General features: G+C 66.7%; 15 protein-coding genes. 3 read left to right on the top strand and 12 right to left on the bottom strand.

Translation table 11 applies throughout. The features are described from left to right. The 8 genes from DI526_RS19605 to DI526_RS19570 all read right to left on the bottom strand — a co-directional run. The coding region (locus DI526_RS19605; RefSeq protein ID WP_304281466.1) for a GH1 family beta-glucosidase at positions 1 to 1,406 on the bottom strand (1,406 nt) is incomplete at its 3' end. 215 nt (positions 1,407 to 1,621) lie between these two features. Next, positions 1,622 to 4,306, bottom strand: a complete 2,685-nt coding sequence (metH, locus tag DI526_RS19600) for a methionine synthase (protein ID WP_304281471.1) — start codon at positions 4,304 to 4,306, stop codon at positions 1,622 to 1,624. After that, on the bottom strand, positions 4,296 to 4,454 hold the full coding sequence (locus DI526_RS19595) for a hypothetical protein (RefSeq protein WP_304281468.1): 159 nt from the start codon (positions 4,452 to 4,454) through the stop codon (positions 4,296 to 4,298). Before DI526_RS19595 ends, metH begins: the two co-directional genes overlap by 11 nt. Positions 4,455 to 4,483: 29 nt before the next feature. Continuing rightward, on the bottom strand, positions 4,484 to 5,560 hold the full coding sequence (locus tag DI526_RS19590) for a homocysteine S-methyltransferase family protein (protein WP_304281462.1): 1,077 nt from the start codon (positions 5,558 to 5,560) through the stop codon (positions 4,484 to 4,486). Beyond that, entirely contained in the window at positions 5,553 to 6,425 is an 873-nt protein-coding gene (gene blaCAU, locus DI526_RS19585) for a CAU/MBL1b family subclass B3 metallo-beta-lactamase (protein ID WP_304281460.1), read from the bottom strand. The genes DI526_RS19590 and blaCAU overlap by 8 nt, the downstream gene beginning before the upstream one ends. Beyond that, positions 6,422 to 7,366 carry a methylenetetrahydrofolate reductase [NAD(P)H] gene (metF, locus tag DI526_RS19580; RefSeq protein WP_304281457.1) on the bottom strand — a complete coding sequence of 315 codons (945 nt, stop codon included), beginning with the start codon at positions 7,364 to 7,366 and terminating at the stop codon, positions 6,422 to 6,424. The genes blaCAU and metF overlap by 4 nt, the downstream gene beginning before the upstream one ends. After that, positions 7,363 to 8,340 (bottom strand): metalloregulator ArsR/SmtB family transcription factor, encoded by a 978-nt coding sequence (locus DI526_RS19575; RefSeq protein ID WP_304281454.1) that lies wholly within the window; start codon positions 8,338 to 8,340, stop codon positions 7,363 to 7,365. Before DI526_RS19575 ends, metF begins: the two co-directional genes overlap by 4 nt. A 43-nt stretch (positions 8,341 to 8,383) precedes the next feature. Beyond that, entirely contained in the window at positions 8,384 to 8,758 is a 375-nt protein-coding gene (locus DI526_RS19570) for a VOC family protein (RefSeq protein ID WP_304281450.1), read from the bottom strand. 57 nt (positions 8,759 to 8,815) lie between these two features. On the opposite strand from DI526_RS19570, the gene DI526_RS19565 reads away from it, so the two are divergent. Beyond that, complete coding sequence (locus DI526_RS19565; RefSeq protein WP_304281447.1) at positions 8,816 to 9,199, top strand: DUF4431 domain-containing protein; 384 nt, start codon at positions 8,816 to 8,818, stop codon at positions 9,197 to 9,199. Here DI526_RS19565 and DI526_RS19560 read toward each other — a convergent pair. Beyond that, positions 9,196 to 10,155 carry a 2-hydroxyacid dehydrogenase gene (locus DI526_RS19560; RefSeq protein ID WP_304281444.1) on the bottom strand — a complete coding sequence of 320 codons (960 nt, stop codon included), beginning with the start codon at positions 10,153 to 10,155 and terminating at the stop codon, positions 9,196 to 9,198. The genes DI526_RS19565 and DI526_RS19560 overlap by 4 nt on opposite strands. Before the next feature lie 135 nt (positions 10,156 to 10,290). Next, positions 10,291 to 10,860, bottom strand: a complete 570-nt coding sequence (locus tag DI526_RS19555; protein ID WP_304281441.1) for a type 1 glutamine amidotransferase domain-containing protein — start codon at positions 10,858 to 10,860, stop codon at positions 10,291 to 10,293. Positions 10,861 to 11,009: 149 nt separating this feature from the next. On the opposite strand from DI526_RS19555, the gene DI526_RS19550 reads away from it, so the two are divergent. After that, positions 11,010 to 11,495 carry a hypothetical protein gene (locus DI526_RS19550; protein ID WP_304281438.1) on the top strand — a complete coding sequence of 162 codons (486 nt, stop codon included), beginning with the start codon at positions 11,010 to 11,012 and terminating at the stop codon, positions 11,493 to 11,495. Positions 11,496 to 11,554: 59 nt separating this feature from the next. On the opposite strand, the gene DI526_RS19545 is transcribed toward DI526_RS19550, so the two are convergent. Beyond that, positions 11,555 to 15,934: a hypothetical protein gene (locus tag DI526_RS19545; RefSeq protein WP_304281435.1), complete on the bottom strand. Its 4,380-nt coding sequence runs from the start codon at positions 15,932 to 15,934 to the stop codon at positions 11,555 to 11,557. Between the two features lie 395 nt (positions 15,935 to 16,329). Continuing rightward, entirely contained in the window at positions 16,330 to 17,997 is a 1,668-nt protein-coding gene (ettA, locus tag DI526_RS19540; RefSeq protein WP_304281432.1) for an energy-dependent translational throttle protein EttA, read from the bottom strand. Positions 17,998 to 18,225: 228 nt separating this feature from the next. On the opposite strand from ettA, the gene DI526_RS19535 reads away from it, so the two are divergent. After that, a partial coding sequence (locus DI526_RS19535; RefSeq protein WP_304281428.1) for a TonB-dependent receptor plug domain-containing protein occupies positions 18,226 to 19,453 on the top strand: 1,228 nt, incomplete at its 3' end.

Here is a 19,453-nt window from a genome sequence, read left to right as displayed (position 1 = left end):
AACCAGCGGTACGAGGCCTTGGGCGTCCGAACGCCGGTCTTGCGGTCCATGGCCACCAGGCCGAACTTCGAGGTGTAGCCGAGGTCCCACTCGAAGTTGTCGATCAGGGTCCACTCGAAATAGCCGCGCACGTCGCAGCCGGTTTCGCGGGCCGCCAGCACGGCCTGAAGATGGCGGCGCAGGTAGGTGATGCGGAACTGGTCGTCGAGGATCGCCGGGCCAGGGCTGAACGGGTCCGAGCAGCCGTTCTCGGTGACGATCATCGGCGGCGCGCCATAGTCGCGGCGCACGCGGTCCAGCACCTCGAACAGCCCCGACGGGTCGATGTGGCGGCCGAAAGCATCGAGCTCCGCCCCTTTCGGCGGCGCGGCCTGGGCGATCTTGCCCGGCGCGTTCAGGTCCAGGCGCACGTAGGCGGGGGCGTAGTAGTTCACCCCGAGGAAATCGACGGGTTGGCGCGTGATCGCCATGTCCCCGTCGCGGACGACGCCCTTCAGGAAGTCGTCCATCGCCTTGGGATAGATCCCCTTGAACAGCGGATCGAGCCACGCCCCGTTCCAAAGCGCGTCGAGGCCGTCGGAGGCCAGCCGGTTCCAGAGCGCCCACGGACCGCCGGCCGGGCGGCAAGGCTGCAGCGCCATGGTCGTGCCGACCTTGAGCCCTTGGCCTCCCGCCCGCAGCGCCTGCATCGCCAGGCCCTGGCCGAGGTTCATGTGGTGGATCACCGGCCCCAAGAGCGCGTCGTCCTTGAGCCCCGGGGCCTGCTCGCCCAGCACGTGGCCGAAGACGGCGTGCACCGCGGCCTCATTGAGGATGATGTAGTTCTTCAGCCGATCCCCGAGCCGCTCGACCACCGCATGGGCGTAGTCGGCCAGGCGCTGGGCGGTGTCGCGGTTCTTCCAGCCGCCCTTGTCCTGCAGGCCCTGCGGCAGGTCCCAGTGGAACAGCGTGGCGTAGGGCGCGATTCCCTTGGCCAGCAAGGCATCGACCAGCCGCGAATAGTGGTCCAGCCCACTGGCGTTCACCGCCCCCTCGCCCGTCGGCAGGATGCGCGACCAGCTGATCGAGAAGCGATAGGCCTTGAGGCTCGCGCCGGCGATCAGGTCGACGTCCTCCTGGAAGCGGCGATAGCTGTCGGTGGCGACCGTGGCGTCCGAGCCGTCCTTGACGTGACCGGGGACCTTCTCGAACAGGTCCCAGACGCTGGGCCGGCGGCCGTCGGCGGTCTGCGAGCCCTCGGTCTGGAAGGCGGCGGTGGCGACGCCCCAGATGAAGTCCTTGGGGAACTGGCGGCTCTTGGGATTGAGGTCCGTGTGGCCCGGCGCCTCGCATCCCGACAGCCCGATCGCCGCGCCGCCCAGGGCCAAGGCCCCCAGCGCCCGGCGGCTGACGCCCGAGCGTTCCATGTCGTCCCTCCCGTTATTTGTTGGGAGGAGGATGAAGGCGGAGAACGCCGTTCGCAAGGCGGCGAAACGCGGCCGCTATCATACCCGTGTCATCCCGGCCGAAGCGGAGCGTAGAGCCGGGACCCAGGGGGTGCGGGAACGCCGCGCTTGCCGCCCCTGGGTCCCGGACAGCCTCTGCGAGGCTTCCGGGATGACACGGTTTTTATAAGCGTCGTCTACGCCGCCGCCCCGCGCGCCCGGGCCAGAGGGTCGTAGTTCAGGATCGGCGAGAGCCAGCGTTCGGCCGTCGCCAGGTCCCAGCCCTTGCGGCGGGCGTAGTCCTCGACCTGGTCGGCGTCGATCTTGCCGACGCCGAAATAGTGCGCCTGCGGGTGGCTGAAGAAGAGGCCCGAGACCGCCGCGCCGGGGGTCATGGCGTAGCTCTCGGTCAGTTGCAGGCCCGTCGCCGCCTCGGCGTCGAGCAGCTTGAACAGCGTGCCCTTCTCGGTGTGGTCGGGCTGGGCCGGATAGCCGGGCGCGGGGCGGATGCCCTGGTACTTCTCGGCGATCAGGCGCTCGACGTCGGCGTCCTCTTCGGGCGCGTAGCCCCACAGCTCGACACGGGCCTTGTGGTGCAGCCATTCGGCGAAGGCTTCTGCCAGACGGTCGGCCAGGGCCGAGGCCATGATGGCGTTGTAGTCGTCGCCGGCGTCCTTGAAGCGCTTGACGATCTCATCCTCGCCATGGCCCGCCGTGACCGCGAAGCCGCCGACATAGTCGGCCCCCTGCCCGATTGGCGCGACGAAGTCCGACAGGGCGACGTTCTGCTTGCCCTCTCCCTTGTCCATCTGCTGGCGCAGGGTGTGTAGGCGCGAGAACTCGGCCACGCGGGTCTCGTCGGTGTAGAGCACGATGTCGTCGCCCTGGGCCTGGGCCGGCCAGAAGCCGATCACGCCCCTGGCCCCGAACCACTTCTCGGCGACCACCTTGTCCAGCATGGCGCGGGCGTCGCGATAGAGGTCGGTGGCGGCCTGACCGACGACATCGTCTTCCAGGATCTGCGGGAAGCGACCGATCAACTCCCAGCTGGCGAAGAACGGCGACCAGTCGATGAACGGCACGAGTTCCGCCAGCGAAGGCTCGAACACCCGCGTGCCGATGAACGCCGGCTTGGGCGGGACATAGCCCTTCCAGTCGATGGCGAAGGCGCGCTTGCGGGCTTCCTGGATCGAGGCGCGGGCCTTAGTCGTCTGGCCGCGTGCGTACTGTTCGCGGACCTTGACGTATTCGGCGCGGGTCTCGGCGATGATCCTGTCGCGCTCGCCCTCCGACAGCAGGCCTGAGACCACGCCGACCGCGCGGCTGGCGTCGACGACATAGGTGGTCGGGCCGCGGCGATAGGCCGGCTCGATCTTGACCGCCGTGTGGGTTCGGCTGGTGGTGGCGCCGCCGATCAGCAGCGGAATGTCGAAGCCCTGGCGCTCCATCTCGGCGGCCACGAACACCATCTCGTCCAGAGACGGGGTGATCAGGCCCGACAGGCCGATCATGTCGACCTTGTGCTTCTTCGCTTCATCGAGGATGCGGTCGGCGGGCACCATGACGCCCAGGTCCACGACCTCGTAGTTGTTACACTGCAGCACGACGCCGACGATGTTCTTGCCGATGTCGTGGACGTCGCCCTTCACGGTGGCCATCAGCACCTTGCCGGCGGCCTGGCGTTCCTGGCCTTCCTTCTCGGCCTCCATGAAGGGCATCAGCCAGGCCACGGCCTGCTTCATGACGCGGGCGGACTTCACGACCTGGGGCAGGAACATCTTGCCCGCGCCGAACAGGTCGCCGACGACGTTCATGCCGTCCATCAGCGGGCCTTCGATCACGTGCAGCGGACGCTCGGCGGCGAGGCGCGCCTCTTCGGTGTCCTGCTCGATGAACTCGGTGATGCCGTGGACCAGGGCGTGAGTCAGGCGCTCGTTCACCGTGCCCTCGCGCCAGGCCAGGTTGGCGACCTGCTGCTGGCCCTTCTCGCCCTTGTAGCGGGGGGCCATCTCGACCAGGCGCTCGGTGTTGGTCTGGTTCGGATCGCGCTGCGGGCGGTTGAGGATCACGTCCTCGACGGCCTCGCGCAGACCCGGGTCGATGTCGTCATACACCGGCAGGTCGCCGGCGTTGACGATGCCCATGTCCATGCCGGCGTTGATGGCGTGGTACAGGAACACCGAGTGGATCGCCCGGCGCACCGGCTCGTTGCCGCGGAAGCTGAACGAGACGTTCGACACCCCGCCCGACACCCGGGCGTAGGGCAGCATCTGCTTGATGCGGCGCGTGGCTTCGATGAAGTCTACGGCGTAGTTGTCGTGCTCCTCGATCCCCGTCGCCACCGCGAAGATGTTGGGGTCGAAGATGATGTCCTCGGGCGGGAAGCCGACCTTCTCCACCAGGGTGTTGTAGGCCCGCTCGCAGATCTCGACTTTTCGAGCTTCCGTGTCGGCCTGGCCGACCTCGTCGAAGGCCATGACCACCACGGCCGCGCCGTAGCGCAGGCACAGCTTGGCCTGCTGGAGGAACTTCTCCTCGCCTTCCTTCAGGCTGATCGAATTGACGATCGCCTTGCCCTGGACGCACTTGAGACCGGCCTCGATCACCTCCCACTTGGAGCTGTCGATCATCACCGGGACGCGGGCGATGTCGGGCTCGGCGGCCATCAGGTTCAGGAAGGTGATCATGGCCTGCTGGCTGTCCAGCAGACCCTCGTCCATGTTGACGTCGATGACCTGGGCGCCGGCCTCGACCTGCTGGCGCGCAACCGACAGGGCGGCCGGATAGTCGCCCTCGACGATCAGCTTCTTGAACTTGGCCGAGCCGGTGACGTTGGTGCGCTCACCGATGTTGACGAAGACGGGGCGCATTTCAGGATCCAGCAGCAGTCATCCCTTCTCCCCTTGCGGGAGAAGGTGGCCCGCGAAGCGGGTCGGATGAGGGGTTGAAGAACGTCACCGCCGCGAGACAGCGGCTGAAAGGCCAGCAAGACCCCTCATCCGTCGCCTTCGGCGACACCTTCTCCCGCATGGGGAGAAGGAGAATTGAAGTCAGAGACACTAAGCCAACTCGAACGGTTCGAGGCCCGCCAGGCGCATGGCCTTGGGGCGCTCGGGAATTTGCCTCGGCTTCACGCCGCGCACTTCATCGGCGACGTGGCGGATGTGGTCCGGCGTCGTGCCGCAGCAGCCGCCCAGAATGTTGACCAGGCCGTCCTTGGCCCATTCGTGCAGGGCGTGGCCGGTCTGGTGCGGCTCCTCGTCGTACTGGCCCATGGCGTTGGGCAGGCCGGCGTTGGGATAGGCCGCGACCAGGGTGTCGGCGATGCGGGCCATCTCGGCGATGTGCGGGCGCATCAAGTCAGCGCCCAGGGCGCAGTTGAAGCCCACCGCGAACGGCTTGGCGTGCTTGACGCTGTTCCAGAAGGCCTCGGCCGTCTGGCCCGACAGCGTCCGGCCCGAGCGGTCGGTGATGGTGCCGCTGATCCAGATCGGCAGCTCCTCGTGGCCCTCGTCGCGCCAGTCGAGGATCGCCTTGATCGCCGCCTTGCAGTTCAGGGTGTCGGTGATGGTCTCGATCAGGAAGAGATCGACCCCGCCCTGATAGAGCGCGTCGACCTGTTGGCGATAGGCTTCATAGACCTGATCGAAGGTCACCTTGCGCGCGCCGGGATCGTTCACGTCCGACGACATCGACAGCATGACGTTCAGCGGCCCGATCGAGCCGGCGATGAACTTCGGGCTCGCCGGGTTCTCGGCGTTCCAGCGGTCGGCGACCGAGCGGCCGATCCTGGCGCCCTCGAGGTTGATGTCCCAGACGTCCTGTTCCGACAGGTGATAGTCGGCCTGGGCGATCGTGGTGCCCGAGAAGGTGTTGGTCTCGGAGATATCGGCGCCGGCCGAGAAGTAGGCGTCGTGCAGCTCGGCCACGAGATCCGGCCGGGTCAGGCACAGGATGTCGTTGTTGCCCTTCATCTGGCCGTCGTGCGCGGCGAAGCGCTCGGCGCGATAGTCGGCCTCGGTCAGGCCCTTTTTCTGGAACATCACGCCCCAGGAGCCGTCGAGAATAAGGATGCGCTCCTTGGCGGCGGCCTTCAGGGCGGCGACGCGATTGGCGCGGATGGACAGGTCAGTCATGGCTTGCTCCCGCCGCCTGCTGGCGCGCGAGCTCCTTGTTGAAGGCGGCTTCGGAGGCGTCAACGAACCGGGCAAGCTCGGCCGGATCGACGAAGGCGTTCGGGTCGCCGCGCAATTGCTTCTGGCGTTTGGCCAGCAGGTTCCCCTGCTCCTCGTGCGCGGGCAGCATCACGTCGGTCGGAAGAGCCCGCATCTTGACGAAGCTGGCGCGGTAGTCGGCGACGATGTTCTTGTGGGTCTTGTTGCCGACCAGAACGTTGCCGGCGACCGACAGCGAGCACGGGAAGGTCACGTTCAGCGGCCGCCCCTTCTCGGTGACCGCCGTGGTCCAGGTGGTGCAGCCGATCGTGTGGCCCGGCGTCAGGTGCGCGACCATCGCGGTCTCGCCCAGCTTCAGCTTGGTCTCGTCGCCGAAGGCGCGGTCGACCTTGACCGCGGGAAACGGCGTCGGGCCGTTCTCGTTGTCGCCGATGTGGTGGCCCTGCTCGATCGCCGGCTCGTCGCCGCGCGAGATCCACAGCTTGGCGGTCGGAATGTCGGCCTTCAGCTGGGCCAGCCCCCCGGCGTGGTCGAAGTGGGCGTGGGTGTTGATCAGGATCTTCACGTCCGCGAGCTTGAAGCCCAGCGCGGCGATGTTGCGCTCGATCTGCTTGCCGGTCTCGGCGTTGGGGCCGCCGTCCAGGATGACGTGCCCCGCGGACGAGGTGATCAGCCAGGACGAGATGCCTTCTGTCCCCACGTAATAGATGTTGCCGACCACGCGATAGGGCTTGGTCGGCTTGGTCCAGTTGGCGGGCATGTCGGCGTGGGCGGCAGACGCCAGGGCCAGGACCGACACCGCCAGGGCGATAGCGAGGCGCTTCATGCGGCGACCTCCGCCGGGGCCGGCGCAGTCTCGCGCAGGCCCAGCACGCGGCAGATGGCGTAGACCAGGTCCGCGCGGTTCAGGGTGTAGAAGTGGAAGTCCTCGAAGCCCTGCTCCTGCAGCTTGGCGCACATCTCGGTGGCGACCGAGCAGGCGATCAGGCGGCGGGTCTCGGCGTCGTTCTCCAGCCCGTCGAACAGGTTGGCCAGCCAGCCGGGGATGGTGGTCTGGCAGGCGGCCGCCATCTTCTTCAGCCCCGCGAAGTTGGTCACCGGCATGATCCCCGGCACGATCGGGATGGTGATCCCGGCCGCGCGGACCTTGTCGACGTAGCGCAGGAAGGCGTCGAGATCGAAGAAGAACTGGCTGACGCCCAGCGTCGCGCCGGCGTCGACCTTTTGCTTCAGCACGTCGATGTCGTGCTCCAGCGACGGGCTTTCCGGATGTTTTTCCGGATAGACCCCGACCAGCACCTCGAACGGCCCGATCGCTCGCACGGCCTTGGTCAGTTCGGTGGCGTTGGCGTAGCCGTCCTCGCGCGGGACATAGACGCCGCCGATGCCGCCCTCGCCGGGGGGCGGGTCGCCGCGCAGCGAGACGATGTGGCGGACGCCGATGTCCCAATAGTCGCGGATCACCTCGTCGACCTCGGCGCGCGAGGCGCCGACGCAGGTCAGGTGAGCGGCGGGCTTGAGGCTGGTCTCGTCCAGGATGCGCTTGACCGTCCGGTGGGTGCGCTCACGCGTCGAGCCGCCGGCGCCGTAGGTCACCGAGACGAAGGCGGGATCAAGCGGCGCCAGGCGGGTGATCGCCTGCCACAGGCTCTCTTCCATCTGCGGCGTCTTGGGCGGGAAGAACTCGAAAGAGACGCGGGGACGGCTGGTTCTTTCACCGGCGCGGGCGACGGGACCGATCACGCGGCGGGTGGGCGGAAGGGTCATGCGGCGCTCCTTTCGGCGGCGACGCTCAAGGGACGACGCGCGGTCCAGATTTTCACGGTGAGCCCCTCGCCGGTGGACGGCGGCAGGGCGATGTTGCTTTCCAACTGAAGGCCACCGGCCCGCAGCCACGGCGTGATCTCGCTGTCGTCGAAACCCAGGCGGCGATGCTGGTGCACCTCGCGCAGGAACTCGTGGTCGTGCGGGGCGAAGTCGGCGATCAGCAGCAGGCCGCCCGGCGCGACCAGCCGCGCGGCCTCGGCCACGGCGTTGGCGGGGTCGGACAGGTAGTGCAGCACCTGATGGACGGTGACGAGATCGGCGCAGCCGCCCGGCAGACCGGTGCTGAAAATGTCGCCGTGGCGCAGCTCGCAACTCGCAAGACCCGCCTTGGCGACTTCGTCGCGCGCGATGTTCAGCATCTGCTGCGAGAGATCCAGGCCCAGGGCGTTGCTGGCCCGCTTGCCCAGCAGGGTCAGCATGCGGCCAGCGCCGGCGCCCAGGTCGACCATCTCGTCGAAGGGCCCCTCCCCGGTCGCGCGCAGGATCGCGGCCTCGACCTCGGCCTCGTCGACATACAGCGAGCGGATCTCGTTCCAGCGCGCGGCGTTGCGAGCGAAATAGGCCTGGGCGTCCGTCGAGCGCTCGGCCCGCACGGCCGCCAGCTTGTCGGCGTCAAGGCGAATGACGGGATCGGTGTCGTCGATCAGGTCCAGCGCCTGCTCGACCAGGAACCGGCCCGGCGACTTGGCGGCCAGGCGGTAGAAGACCCAGGCGCCGTCCGGGAAACGCTCGACCAGCCCCGCCTCGGCCAGCAGCTTCAGATGCCGCGATACGCGCGGCTGGCTCTGGTCGAGGATGCGGCACAGTTCCAGCACCGACAGCTCCTCGGCCGCCAGCAAGGCCAGCAGGCGCAGGCGCGTGGACTCGCCGGCGGCGCGCAGCACTTCGACGACCTGTTCGGCGGTGAGCTTCATGGAGACATAAAGATATCTTTATGTCCGTTTTGGCAAGAGGAATTTATGCCTCAGACTCGGCCTTCGCGGCTTCCCAGAGCTCGATTTTCACCCCTGCGGGATCCATCAGCCAGGCGAACCGGCCATAGCCCTCGTCCTGCCGGCCCAGCGGCTCGACGCCCTCGGCGGCGGCGCGCGCGAGAACGCCATCGATATCATCGACAATGAAATTGATCATGAACGGCGCGGCCGACGGCGCGAAATAGTCGGTGTCGGCGGCGAAGGGCGACCAGGTCGCCTGGCTGCCCTTGGGCGGCTCGAAGATGGCGCCGCCCCAGTCGTGGACCTCGAAGCCCAGCACCCGCGCGTACCAGTCGCGCAGCGCCTTGGGATCCTCGGCCTTGAAGAAGAAACCGCCGATGCTGACAACCTTGGCCATGTTTACGCCTCCGCCCGCTGCGAGGCTCGGAGCCTAGCAAGCTTTGTGAAACATGCCATGCTGCTCGCCGCCATGATCCTGGCTTCTACGCCGCAATGCCTGCCGCACGGCGGCCCGCAGAGACTCGCTGGCGTCCTGGTCGCCCACACCTTTCCGGGCCCGCCCAATTTCGAGTCGATCAAGGACGGCGACACGCCCGAGCGGTACTGGCTTCTGCGCCTGGGGAAGGCGCTCTGCGTCTCCCCGGACGGCGACGACCCTGACAGCGGGGCCAAGGATGTGCGCGAGATCCAGTTGATCCTGACCCCGGAGGATTTCGCCCGTTACCGCCCGCTCCTGGGCAAGCCGATCGTGGCCGAGGGCGAGTTCATGAGTCCCATGAGCGGCCATCACCACACCGCGATCCTCCTTGAGGGCGTGAGGCTGACCAAGCGCCCCTAGACCGCCACCGGCGTCGCCAGAGGCTCGCCGTGGAAGTAGCGGCGCAGGTTCTCCAGGGTCAGGTTGACCATGGCCGGGATGCTGTCCAGCGTCGCGCCGGCGGTATGGGGCGTCAGCACGACATGCGGAACGCCCTCCCAGCGCGCGGCGGGAGTCGGCTCGTGTTCGAACACGTCCAGGCCCGCCATGCCCAGGGCGCCGGACCTGAGCGCGGCGATCAGGGCGTCCTCGTCGATCAGCGAGCCTCGCGCGACATTGACGATCAGGCCCTGCGGCCCGACCGCCTCGATGACGGCGCGGTCGATCATGTGGCGGTTCTCGGCATCCGGCCGCGCGCAGACGACCAGCACGTCGCTATCGCGCGCCAGGGCCATCAGGGTGTCGGCGCGGCGATAGTCGCTGTCCTTGGCGCGCGGCCCCCACCAGGCGATCTTCATCTCAAAGGCGGAGAGGCGAGCCGCCACCGCCTCGCCGATATGTCCCAGGCCAACGATCCCGGCCTTGCGGCCCCGCAGGCCATGGCGCGGCGCCATGCGCTCGGCGTGGCTCCAGCGGCCGGCGCGCAGACGCTGGTCGCCCTCGACGATCCCGCGCCAGGCCGCCAGCACCAGGCCCACGGCGTGGTCAGCCACGTCGGCGGCGTTCAGGCCGGTCGAGTGGGTCACGGCGATGCCGTGCGCCTTGCACCAGGGCACGTCGATCCCGTCATAGCCGACGCTGACGCAGGCGATCAGGCCCAGCTGTGGCATCTCCGACAGGAGGTCGGGGCCCAGCGCCATCTCGCCCGCATGGACGATCGCCCTGACATGACGCCCCGGTCCTTCCAAGAAGGCCAGCCGATCCGGATAGTCCCACAGGCGATGCACCGCATAGAGACCCTCCAGCAGCGGCTGCAGCGGCAGCAGCATCTCGTGGGAGATCAGGACGTGCGGCTTCTCGACCGGGGCTTGCGGCATGGCTTCCTCCATGGCGGCCGATGGGACGACCGTCCTTTTCCAGCAAGCTACTCGACCTGCGACAGTTATCCAGAGCCAAGGCCCCGGATCGGACCGCCGCGACCGGCGGCCCGATCCCGCGCCGAAGACGCCGCGCTAGTGGTGGCCCTCGGCGAACTCCTCGACCATCTTGGCGCAGAAGGCCGGCAGGTCGTCGGGCTTGCGCGAGGTGACGAGGCCCTCGTCGACCACCACCTCGCGGTCGACCCAGCGGGCGCCGGCGTTCTTGAGGTCGGTCTCCAGGGACGGCCACGAGGTCATCTCCTTGCCCTCGACCGCGCCGGCGTTGATCAGCGTCCAGGGGCCGTGACAGATCGCGGCGATCGGCTTCTTGCTCGTGACGAAGTGCTTGATGAAGTCGATGGCCTGGGGCTCCAGGCGCAGGGCGTCCGGATTGATCACCCCGCCCGGCAAGACGATCGAGTCATAGTCCTCGGGCCGAGCCGACGACAGGTCGCGGTCGACGGGCACGGCCCGGCCCTTGTCGTGATGCTCCCAGCCCTGGATCTCGCCGGACTTGGGCGAGACGATCTCGACCTGCGCGCCCGCGGCCTTCAGGGCCTCGACCGGCTTTTCCAGCTCAGACTGCTCGAAGCCGTCGGTGGCCAGCACGGCGACCTTGCGGCCGCTCAGGACGGCGCCTCGATCCTGCATCTGATCGCTCATGGGAAGCTCCTTTGATGGATGGGTCGCCCTCAAACCCGCCCCAGGCGCGCGCGGTTCCTCGTCAAAGCGGCCAAGCTGTGAACAACGGCGTCGCCCGAGAGTTGTGCTGGCAGGACGCCAAACGGTGTTCCAGGCCCGGAGAAACCACGATGTTGACCAAGACGCTCGCCGCGACCGCGGCGCTCTCGATGCTGGTCGGCGGCGGCTCGGCCCTCGCCCAGTCCAAGTCTTCCGCCACGGCCGGCCCCAAGCAGCCGATCCCCTACTCCCAGCTCAACGCCTATATGAAGGCCTCGCCGAAGGCGCGCGCCAGCAAGGACTGGTGGGCCGGATCGCCCACCGCTCCCACCGGCGCCTCGACCGACACCTCGGCGACGGCGCCGGGGAGCAGCACGATGAGCGGCTCGACGACGGATTCCTCGACCATGGGTTCGTCGTCGATGGGCTCGTCGACCATGGGCTCGTCGACGTCGTCCGACACGTCGGTGAACCCGCCGGTCGGGACGGGCGCGCCCAGCATGCCCTCGACGCCGCCGACGGACGGCGGGACGCAGCCCAACGGCTCGACCCTGCCCAACCCGTCGACGCCCACCGACCCGATGGGCGCGTCGACGCCCCCGGCCCCGCCGAAATAGCGCCGAACTTCCGGGACGGCCCATGGCCCGCCTGAGCGGGCCCTGGCGTCGTCCCGGCGTCAGCCGCCGAAGATGAAGTCGGCCTTGTAGTAGCCCTTGGCCGGATCGAGGATATCGACGGCGAACGGCGCGGAGCCGTCGGCTAGGTCGGTCAGCCAGGCGTCATTCGATCTGACCATTACGCCCAGATCGGCCTTCTGCGCCTCGGCCAGCAGCCACCCGACCATCGCCGCCTTGGTCCCGATCCCGTTGGACCCATCGCCGCCGTAATAAGCGAAGTAGTCGACGCGCGTATCGATCATCGCGTGGATTTTCGCATCGCTCGGCGCCGCGCCGAAGATCGTCTTGTAGGCTTCACGGGTGGCGTCGACGAAGCTAAGCGAGGCGTACTTGGCCGAAAACGCTTCCTTGCCCTCGCCCAGTTTCCCAAGATTGACCGCGAAGTTGATGTAACGGTTCTCGAGATTGAAGGCCTGATAGTAATCGCTGTTGAGGTTGTTGGCGTTACCTCCGTACGTCGAAACCAGGTAGTTGACGCCGCCCAAGCTGGGAATCTTTCCCGTGAAGAACTGGTAGGCCAGCGTCGCAACCGAGGTGGTGGCGCCGGCCGTCTTGATCACTTCGCTAGTGACCTGATCCAGGGCGAGTTTACCCGCTGACCACTGCTCGGACAGGCCGGTGGCCAGAGTTATAATCTTCGCGTCGTAGCTCACACTTCGAAGGATGGAGGCGAGTTCGCTGCTCAGTTCGGTGATCGTCGGATCGGGGCGGAAAATGATCTTCTCAATATTGATCAGCCGGTCGGTCCCGTCGGGCGAACCGCCGCGCGTGTCTGTCACCGTCATCGAACCGTCGGCGTTCTTGACCACGGAATAGTCGTTGGCCCACCCGTAGTAGCGCACCGTGTCCGCGCCATCTCCGCCGTCCAAGGTGTCGTCGCCCGCCCCCCCGATCAGCAGGTCATCGCCCCCGCCACCGGACAAGGTGTCGGCGCCAGCACCGCCATCAAGGGTATTGGCGCCGGCGTCGCCGGTCAGCGTGTCGGCGTATGACGAGCCCTTCAACCCTTCGATGTTGACCAGCGTCTCGACGCCGCCGCCGCGGGTGTTTTGCAGGCCAGTCTTGCTGAGGTCCACCGTGACGCCCAGCGTCGCGCTGTCGTAGAACACGGTGTCGAAGCCCGCCCCGCCGTCGTAGCTGTCGTCGCCAGACTGGCCGTACAGCATGTCGTCGCCAGCGCCGCCAATCAGGGTATCGCTGCCTTCATTGCCGTAGAGCGTGTCGGCGCCGTCGCCGCCATCAATGCGGTTGGCGTTCGTGTCGCCGTAGATTTGGTCGTTGAAGGCCGACCCGATCACGTTCTCGATACCGACCAGGGTGTCGACGCCCGCGCCGCGCGTGTCCTGCGAATAGCCGTAATTGTACAAATTGATCGAGAGGCTGGCCGTGGCTCCCGAATAGTCGGCGGTGTCGCTCCCCGCTCCGCCATCGAGGAGATCGTTGCCCGCTCCGCCAATCAATCGGTCGTCGCCATCGCCGCCATAGAGCTTGTCGTCTCCGGCCCCGCCGTCGATGACGTCATTGCCGCCAAAGCCGTAGAGGATGTTCGGGCCAGCGTCGCCGTTGAGCGTATCGGCGGCGTCGGATCCCGAACGCCAGTCTGCTTGCAGGTCGATGGTGGTGACCGCGAGACTCGTGGCCACCGTGAGGTAACGGCCATCCGACGAGACGGACAGCCGGTCGCCATAAAGGCCACCGGCCGTGTTGTAGTCGGTATAGCCTAGGGCGATCGCACGCTTGATTGACCAGTCGCCGACGGACAGCTCCAGGACGCGATTGGCGGGGTTTTCGTAGACGAACAGCGACTTGCCGTCGGAAGAAAAGCCGGCGCCCCCCAAGCGGGACTGGAACTCCGGGTGGATGGCCGTCAGGTCGGCCACCTTGTTTCCGGTCAGATCGTAGATGATGGTCTGGCCATAGGTTACCTGAACCATCAACTTGGCGGCCGCGGAAACCGCCTGCACGCCGCTGTTGTAATAGTTGGTGCTGGACGCCTGGTCCAAGGTCTTGGCCACGGTGTCGTACAGCCAGACCTTCCCACCATAGAGGCTCTGCTGCCCGATCATGATCTTGGTGCGGTCCTCCGACACCGTCAGAGTCGACTCCGGGTAGTAGGTGCTGTTGGTAGGCGCGAACTTCCCGGTCGCAGGATCCAGGGTCCAAAGGTTAGTCTGATTAGCGCTGTTGCTGCTTTGGCTCAGATAAACGGCACCATTCTGCGCGACGGCGACATCGTAGAAGCCGCGGTCGCTGCCCTTGATGGCGAGGGTGAAGTCCGTCACCTGGCCGGTCGTCAAGTCCAGCCTATGGACCGTGGCGACGCCTTGAACACTGTCGTTGTAGTTAGAGGGAAGCTGTTCCGCCACGAAGAGATAGCGGCCATCGGTCGACACATCCATGCCGGCCAGCAGCGTCCCCACCTTCCAGCGCCCGGTGATGCCCCCCGTTGGGATGCTGTATCCAACCACGTAGCCATCGCCGTCGGCGGCAAAGAATGATTTGCCGTCCGAGCTGATCACCACATCCTGGAAAAATCCGCCGGCGGCCACGCGGGCGGCGCCGCGCGAGGTCAGCGCATCGACGGTGGTGGTGGTGTACGAGGCCGAAAGCGTCACCGTCTTGTCGCTGAATTTCAGCGTCTCGATGTTCAGTAGCGTGTCGACTCCAGTGCCGTAGTATCGCTTGTCTGTGACGGTCCAAGTGCCGTCGCTATTCCGCCCCCAGGTGTAGTTGATCGAGGCGTCGCTATAGACGGCCGTGTCGGCGCCCGCCCCGCCGTCGAGGATGTCATCCCCCTTCCCGCCTTCGAGGAGATTCGCCTCGCTGGATCCCAGCAGCACGTCATCGTAGTTCGAGCCCGTCAGGTTCTCGACACCGATCAAGGTGTCGGCCCCGCCGCCGAGGGTGTTCTGGATCACACTGTCCTTGGACAGGTCGACGCGAACGCCGAGTTGGACGTCGGCGTAGCTCGCTGTGTCGCTGCCCGCGCCGCCATCCAGGATATCATCGCCCAGGCCGCCTATTAGAGTGTCATCGCCCGCGCCGCCCAGAAGGGTGTCGCCGCCGGCGCCGCCGCTCAACAGATCACGGCCCGCGCCGCCATCCAGGACATTGGCCCCGGCCGCGCCCGTCAGGGTGTCGTTGAACGCCGAGCCCTTGATGTTTTCGATCGAATAGAGCTGATCGTAGCCGGCGCCTTGGGCCGACGACCAGGAAGGACTCGCGCTCACGGTAACCCCGGTGGTCGCGCCGCTGTAGTCGACCGTATCGACCCCATCACCGCCGTCGAGGGTGTCGTCCCCCGCGCCGCCGATAAGCGTGTCGTTGCCGGCGTCGCCGTAAAGCCGGTCATTGCCGGCGCCGCCATCGATCACGTCATCGCCAGCGAACCCGAACAGGACGTTCGCCGCGGCGTCGCCAGTGATGACGTCGGCCTTGTCCGTCCCGGGGTCCCAGGTCAGGCGCGTGTCCACCGAGAAGACCGTCGTCCCCGAGAACACAACCAGATAGGCGCCGTCCGCCGAGAGGTTCAGCCGGTCGCCATAGGCCGCCGAGCCATAGTAGCCGGCGCCGACGTCGCTACCGATCGTAATCGAGCGCTCGATCGACCAGTCCGTGGTCGAAAACTGGAGGATACGGTCGTAGTTCGTGTCGAGGACGAACAGCTTAGACCCGTCGGCGCTGAACTCCACGCCCGCCACATTGTACTTGAGGTCCGGGCGCGTCGCTATGATGTCGCCGATCGGTCGGTAGTAGGCGTCATAGACCAGCAGCTTGCCGTATACCGCCTGGGCCACAACGCCGCTGTTGCTGATCGCCTGCAGGCCCGTGTTGTACGACGTGTCCGTGACCGCGATCTGGGTCATTGAATAGCTGGGACTGACGTGGACATACAGCGGCGCGTTGCTGCTTCCTTCCACCCCCAGGAGGATCTTGCCACGGTCCTGCGACGCCGTGAGCGTTCCGTAGAAGTACTGGGACGGCACGCCGGAGACCGTCCAGAACAGGCCTGTAGCCGGATCGAGGGACCACACCGTCAGACCCGGTCCCGAACTCCGCGAGACGATGATCGCGCCGTCCTTGGTCCAAGCGACGTCATAGAAGCCGCTCGAGTACTCGTTGCCGACCTTGGTGGTGTAGTCCACCACATCGCCGGTCTTCAGGTCCAGACGATGAATCCGCATCGTGCTGGTTCCGTCCGTTCCCCTCTCGATGCTCGCCTCGGCCGCGACGAGATAACGGCCGTCCGGCGAAACATCCATGCCGGCCAGCGTTGTCCCGACCTTCCATCGGCCCAGCACGTCACCGCTCTTCACATCGAACGCGGTGACGTATCCGTCGGTGTTCGACACATAGGCTGTCGAGCCGCTGGCGCTCAAGGTGACGTCTCGGAGTGTTCCCGTCGTCAGGGTCTGGACCACATTGGCGGAAGCGAGAGCAGACACGACGATGACTCCTGGCGAGGCGCACGGACCTCGCGGCCCATTCGGATATCGGGGATAGCTCAGCCGATGGGCGAACGATGCATAGCGGATAGCGAGCTCGCCGCGCCCCGGGTCTGGCGGTTAAGCGCGGAGCGGCCGGTCATCAAACCCGGATGACACGCGCAAAGTCGAAGACGCCATTTCCTCACCCCCAGCGAAGAATACTAACGCTCAGGTAGAGGCGCTTTAGAGACGACGTCAACCGCAAAGCGCGCTCAAGCGTCTCTGACGCAAAAGGGGCGACCGTCGCCGGCCGCCCCTTATCAGTCTTCGCTTAGAACGCCCGCCCGTTACCGCGCGAACTTCTGGAACTTGATGCGCTTGGGGATCAGGCTGTCGGCGCCCAGGCGGCGCTTCTTGTCTTCCTCGTACATCTCGAAGTTGCCTTCGAACCACTCGACGTGGCTGTCGCCCTCGAAGGCCAGGATGTGGGTCGCCAGGCGGTCCAGGAACCAGCGGTCGTGGCTGATGACCACGGCGCAGCCGGCGAACTCTTCCAGAGCCTCTTCCAGGGCCTGCAGGGTCTCGATGTCCAAGTCATTGGTCGGTTCGTCGAGCAGGACGAGGTTGCCGCCGGCGGCCAGGGTCTTGGCCAGGTGGACGCGGTTGCGCTCACCGCCTGACAACAGGCCGACCTTCTTCTGCTGGTCGCTGCCCTTGAAGTTGAAGCTGCCGACATAGGCTCTGGAGTTGATCTCGCGCTTGCCGACCATCATCACGTCGGTGCCGCCGCTGATCTCTTCCCAGATCGTCTTGTTCGGATCCAGGGCGTCACGCGACTGGTCGACATAGGCGAGCTTGACGGTCTCGCCCAGCTTGACCGTGCCGGCGTCGGGCTTTTCCTGGCCGGTGATCAGCTTGAACAGGGTCGACTTGCCGGCGCCGTTGGGGCCGATCACGCCGACGATGCCGTTCGGCGGCAGCTTGAAGGTGAGGTCCTTGAACAGGACCTTGTCGCCGTATTCCTTCTCGAGGCCCGAGACTTCCAGCACGACGTTGCCCAGGCGCGGGCCCGGCGGGATCTGGATGTGGGCGTAGGTCTGGGCCTTCGACGCGTTCTCCTGGTCGGCGACCATCTTCTCATAGGCGGCCAGGCGAGCCTTGGACTTGGCCTGGCGAGCCTTGGCGCCCGAGCGGACCCATTCCAGTTCGCGGGTAAGCGCGCGCTGGCGGGCTTCCGATTCCGACTGCTCCTGGACGACGCGCTTCTGCTTCTGCTCCAGCCAGCCCGAGTAGTTGCCCTCGTAGGGGATGCCCTTGCCGCGATCGAGCTCCAGCGTCCACTTGGTGACCTGGTCCAGGAAGTAGCGGTCGTGGGTGACCAGGATCACACAGCCCGGGAACTCTTCCAGGTGATGTTGCAGCCAGGCGACCGACTCGGCGTCCAGGTGGTTGGTCGGTTCGTCGAGCAGCAGCATGTCGGGCTTGCTGAGCAGCAGGCGAGCGAGCGCGATGCGGCGCTTCTCACCGCCCGACAGCTTTTCGATGTTGGCGTCGTTGGGCGGGCAGCGCAGGGCGTCGATCGCCATCTCGATCTTGGAATCGATGTCCCAGAGATCCTTGGCGTCGATGATCTCCTGGAGCTTGGTCATCTCCTCCATCAGCTCGTCGGAGTAGTCCTCGCCGAGCTTGGCCGCCAGTTCGTTGTACTTGTCGAAGACCTTCTTGTCCTCGCAGTCGGCGATGACATTGCCCCAGACGTCGAGGGTCGGGTCCAGGTGCGGCTCCTGCGGGAGATAGCCGCGCTTGATCCCGTCGGCGGCCTTGGCTTCGCCGGAGAATTCCTTGTCGATGCCGGCCATGACCTTCAGCAGGGTCGACTTGCCCGAGCCGTTGACGCCCACGACGCCGATCTTGGCGTCGGAGTAGAACGACAGCCAGATGTTCTCGAAGACCTTCTTGCCGCCGGGATAGGCCTTGGTCAGGCCCTGCATCTGGAAAATATATTGCTGCGCCATGAGGCTCGCGATCTCGCTGGACGAGGGTTTCGGGGATTGGGCGCTGAAATAGCGGTCCGGGCCGCTTCGCGCAATCGCGGCAAGGGAATTGGCGCTCCGAACGCCTTCATCGTTTCGTCGCGCCAGTGTCGACTCGCCGACACGGAACCTTCACCGCCGCGTCGCCCGGCGCTGTTAGCCGATCCCCCAAGCCGACGCTGATCCGCATCGGACAAGGGGATAGTGACAATGAAGAAGAACCAGATGCTGCTGGGCGCCGCCGCGCTCGCCCTCGTCATGGCCGCCGCGCCCGCCTTCGCCGACGACAAGGCCGACGCCGCCGCCGCTCCGACCACCGCCGCCCCGGCCGACAGCGCCGAAGTCGATGCGCTGATCATCATTGGCCAGGGCCAGAGCCGCCAGATCCAGACCCTGAACAGCGACGCCATCGGCTTGCAGGCCGCCGGGACCAGCGCGCTGAAGGCGATCGACAAGCTGCCCGGCGTCACCTTCCAGTCGGCCGACGCGTTTGGGGCTTACGAGTGGTCGACCCGTATCTCGATCCGCGGCTTCAACCAGAACCAGCTCGGCTTCACCCTGGACGGCGTGCCGCTGGGCGACATGAGCTACGGCAACCACAACGGCCTGCACATCAGCCGCGCGATCGCCAGCGAGAACATCGGCAAGGTCGAGCTGGCGCAAGGCGCCGGCGCGCTGGGCACGGCCTCGACCTCGAACCTGGGCGGCACGCTGCAGTTCTTCTCGCGCGATCCCTCCGAACAGATGGGCGGCGAACTCGACCTGACCGGCGGTTCGGACAACATGCACCGCGTGTTCGGCCGCTTCGAAACCGGCGCCATCAGCCAGCTGGGCGGGCTGCGCGGCTACGTCTCGGTCGCCGACCAGAAGGCCGACAAGTGGAAGGGCGGCGGCGAGCAGAAGCAGCGCCAGTACGACGCCAAGCTGGTGATGCCCCTGGGCGAGCGCGGCGACCTGACCGGCTTCTACCACCGCTCGGAACGCCGCGAGCAGGATTACCAGGACCTGTCGTTCGACATGATCAGCCGCCTGGGCCGCGACTGGGACAACACCCAGCCCAACTGGGGCCTCGCGATCGCCGCGGCCGCCGCCTACAACACGCCGGGCGCGAAGCTCCCCGCGCCGTTCAAGACCGTCGACGACGCCTACTACGCCGGCGCCGGCGTGCGGAACGACGACCTCTACGGCGCGTCGCTGAACCTCGACATCACCGACCGCGTGAAGCTGGACGCCACCGCTTACCAACACAAGAACAAGGGCCAGGGCCTGTGGTACACGCCCTATGTGCCCACCCCGGGCTGGGGCGTGGCCGGCTCGACCGCCGCGCCGCTGTCGATCCGCACCACCGAATACGACATCGACCGCGGCGGCCTGACCGCCGGCCTGACGGTCGACCTCGGCGCCCACCGCGTCCGCGGCGGCTTCTGGCATGAAGTCA

This window comes from Caulobacter segnis, assembly GCF_003243465.1.
In the GTDB taxonomy this organism is placed as follows: domain Bacteria; phylum Pseudomonadota; class Alphaproteobacteria; order Caulobacterales; family Caulobacteraceae; genus Caulobacter; species Caulobacter segnis_A.
This window is presented reverse-complemented; position numbering and strand designations above follow the sequence as displayed.

Bases quoted from the DNA above. Each gene is read 5' to 3' on its own strand.
- DI526_RS19595 (WP_304281468.1), bottom strand. From the start codon at position 4,454: ATGCGGGAGAAGGTGTCGCCGAAGGCGACGGATGAGGGGTCTTGCTGG.
- DI526_RS19590 (WP_304281462.1), bottom strand. From the start codon at position 5,560: ATGACTGACCTGTCCATCCGCGCCAATCGCGTCGCCGCCCTGAAGGCC.
- blaCAU (WP_304281460.1), bottom strand. From the start codon at position 6,425: ATGAAGCGCCTCGCTATCGCCCTGGCGGTGTCGGTCCTGGCCCTGGCG.
- ettA (WP_304281432.1), bottom strand. From the start codon at position 17,997: ATGGCGCAGCAATATATTTTCCAGATGCAGGGCCTGACCAAGGCCTAT.
- DI526_RS19570 (WP_304281450.1), bottom strand. From the start codon at position 8,758: ATGGCCAAGGTTGTCAGCATCGGCGGTTTCTTCTTCAAGGCCGAGGAT.
- DI526_RS19555 (WP_304281441.1), bottom strand. From the start codon at position 10,860: ATGAGCGATCAGATGCAGGATCGAGGCGCCGTCCTGAGCGGCCGCAAG.
- DI526_RS19575 (WP_304281454.1), bottom strand. From the start codon at position 8,340: ATGAAGCTCACCGCCGAACAGGTCGTCGAAGTGCTGCGCGCCGCCGGC.
- metF (WP_304281457.1), bottom strand. From the start codon at position 7,366: ATGACCCTTCCGCCCACCCGCCGCGTGATCGGTCCCGTCGCCCGCGCC.
- DI526_RS19550 (WP_304281438.1), top strand. From the start codon at position 11,010: ATGTTGACCAAGACGCTCGCCGCGACCGCGGCGCTCTCGATGCTGGTC.
- DI526_RS19560 (WP_304281444.1), bottom strand. From the start codon at position 10,155: ATGCCGCAAGCCCCGGTCGAGAAGCCGCACGTCCTGATCTCCCACGAG.
- DI526_RS19565 (WP_304281447.1), top strand. From the start codon at position 8,816: ATGCTGCTCGCCGCCATGATCCTGGCTTCTACGCCGCAATGCCTGCCG.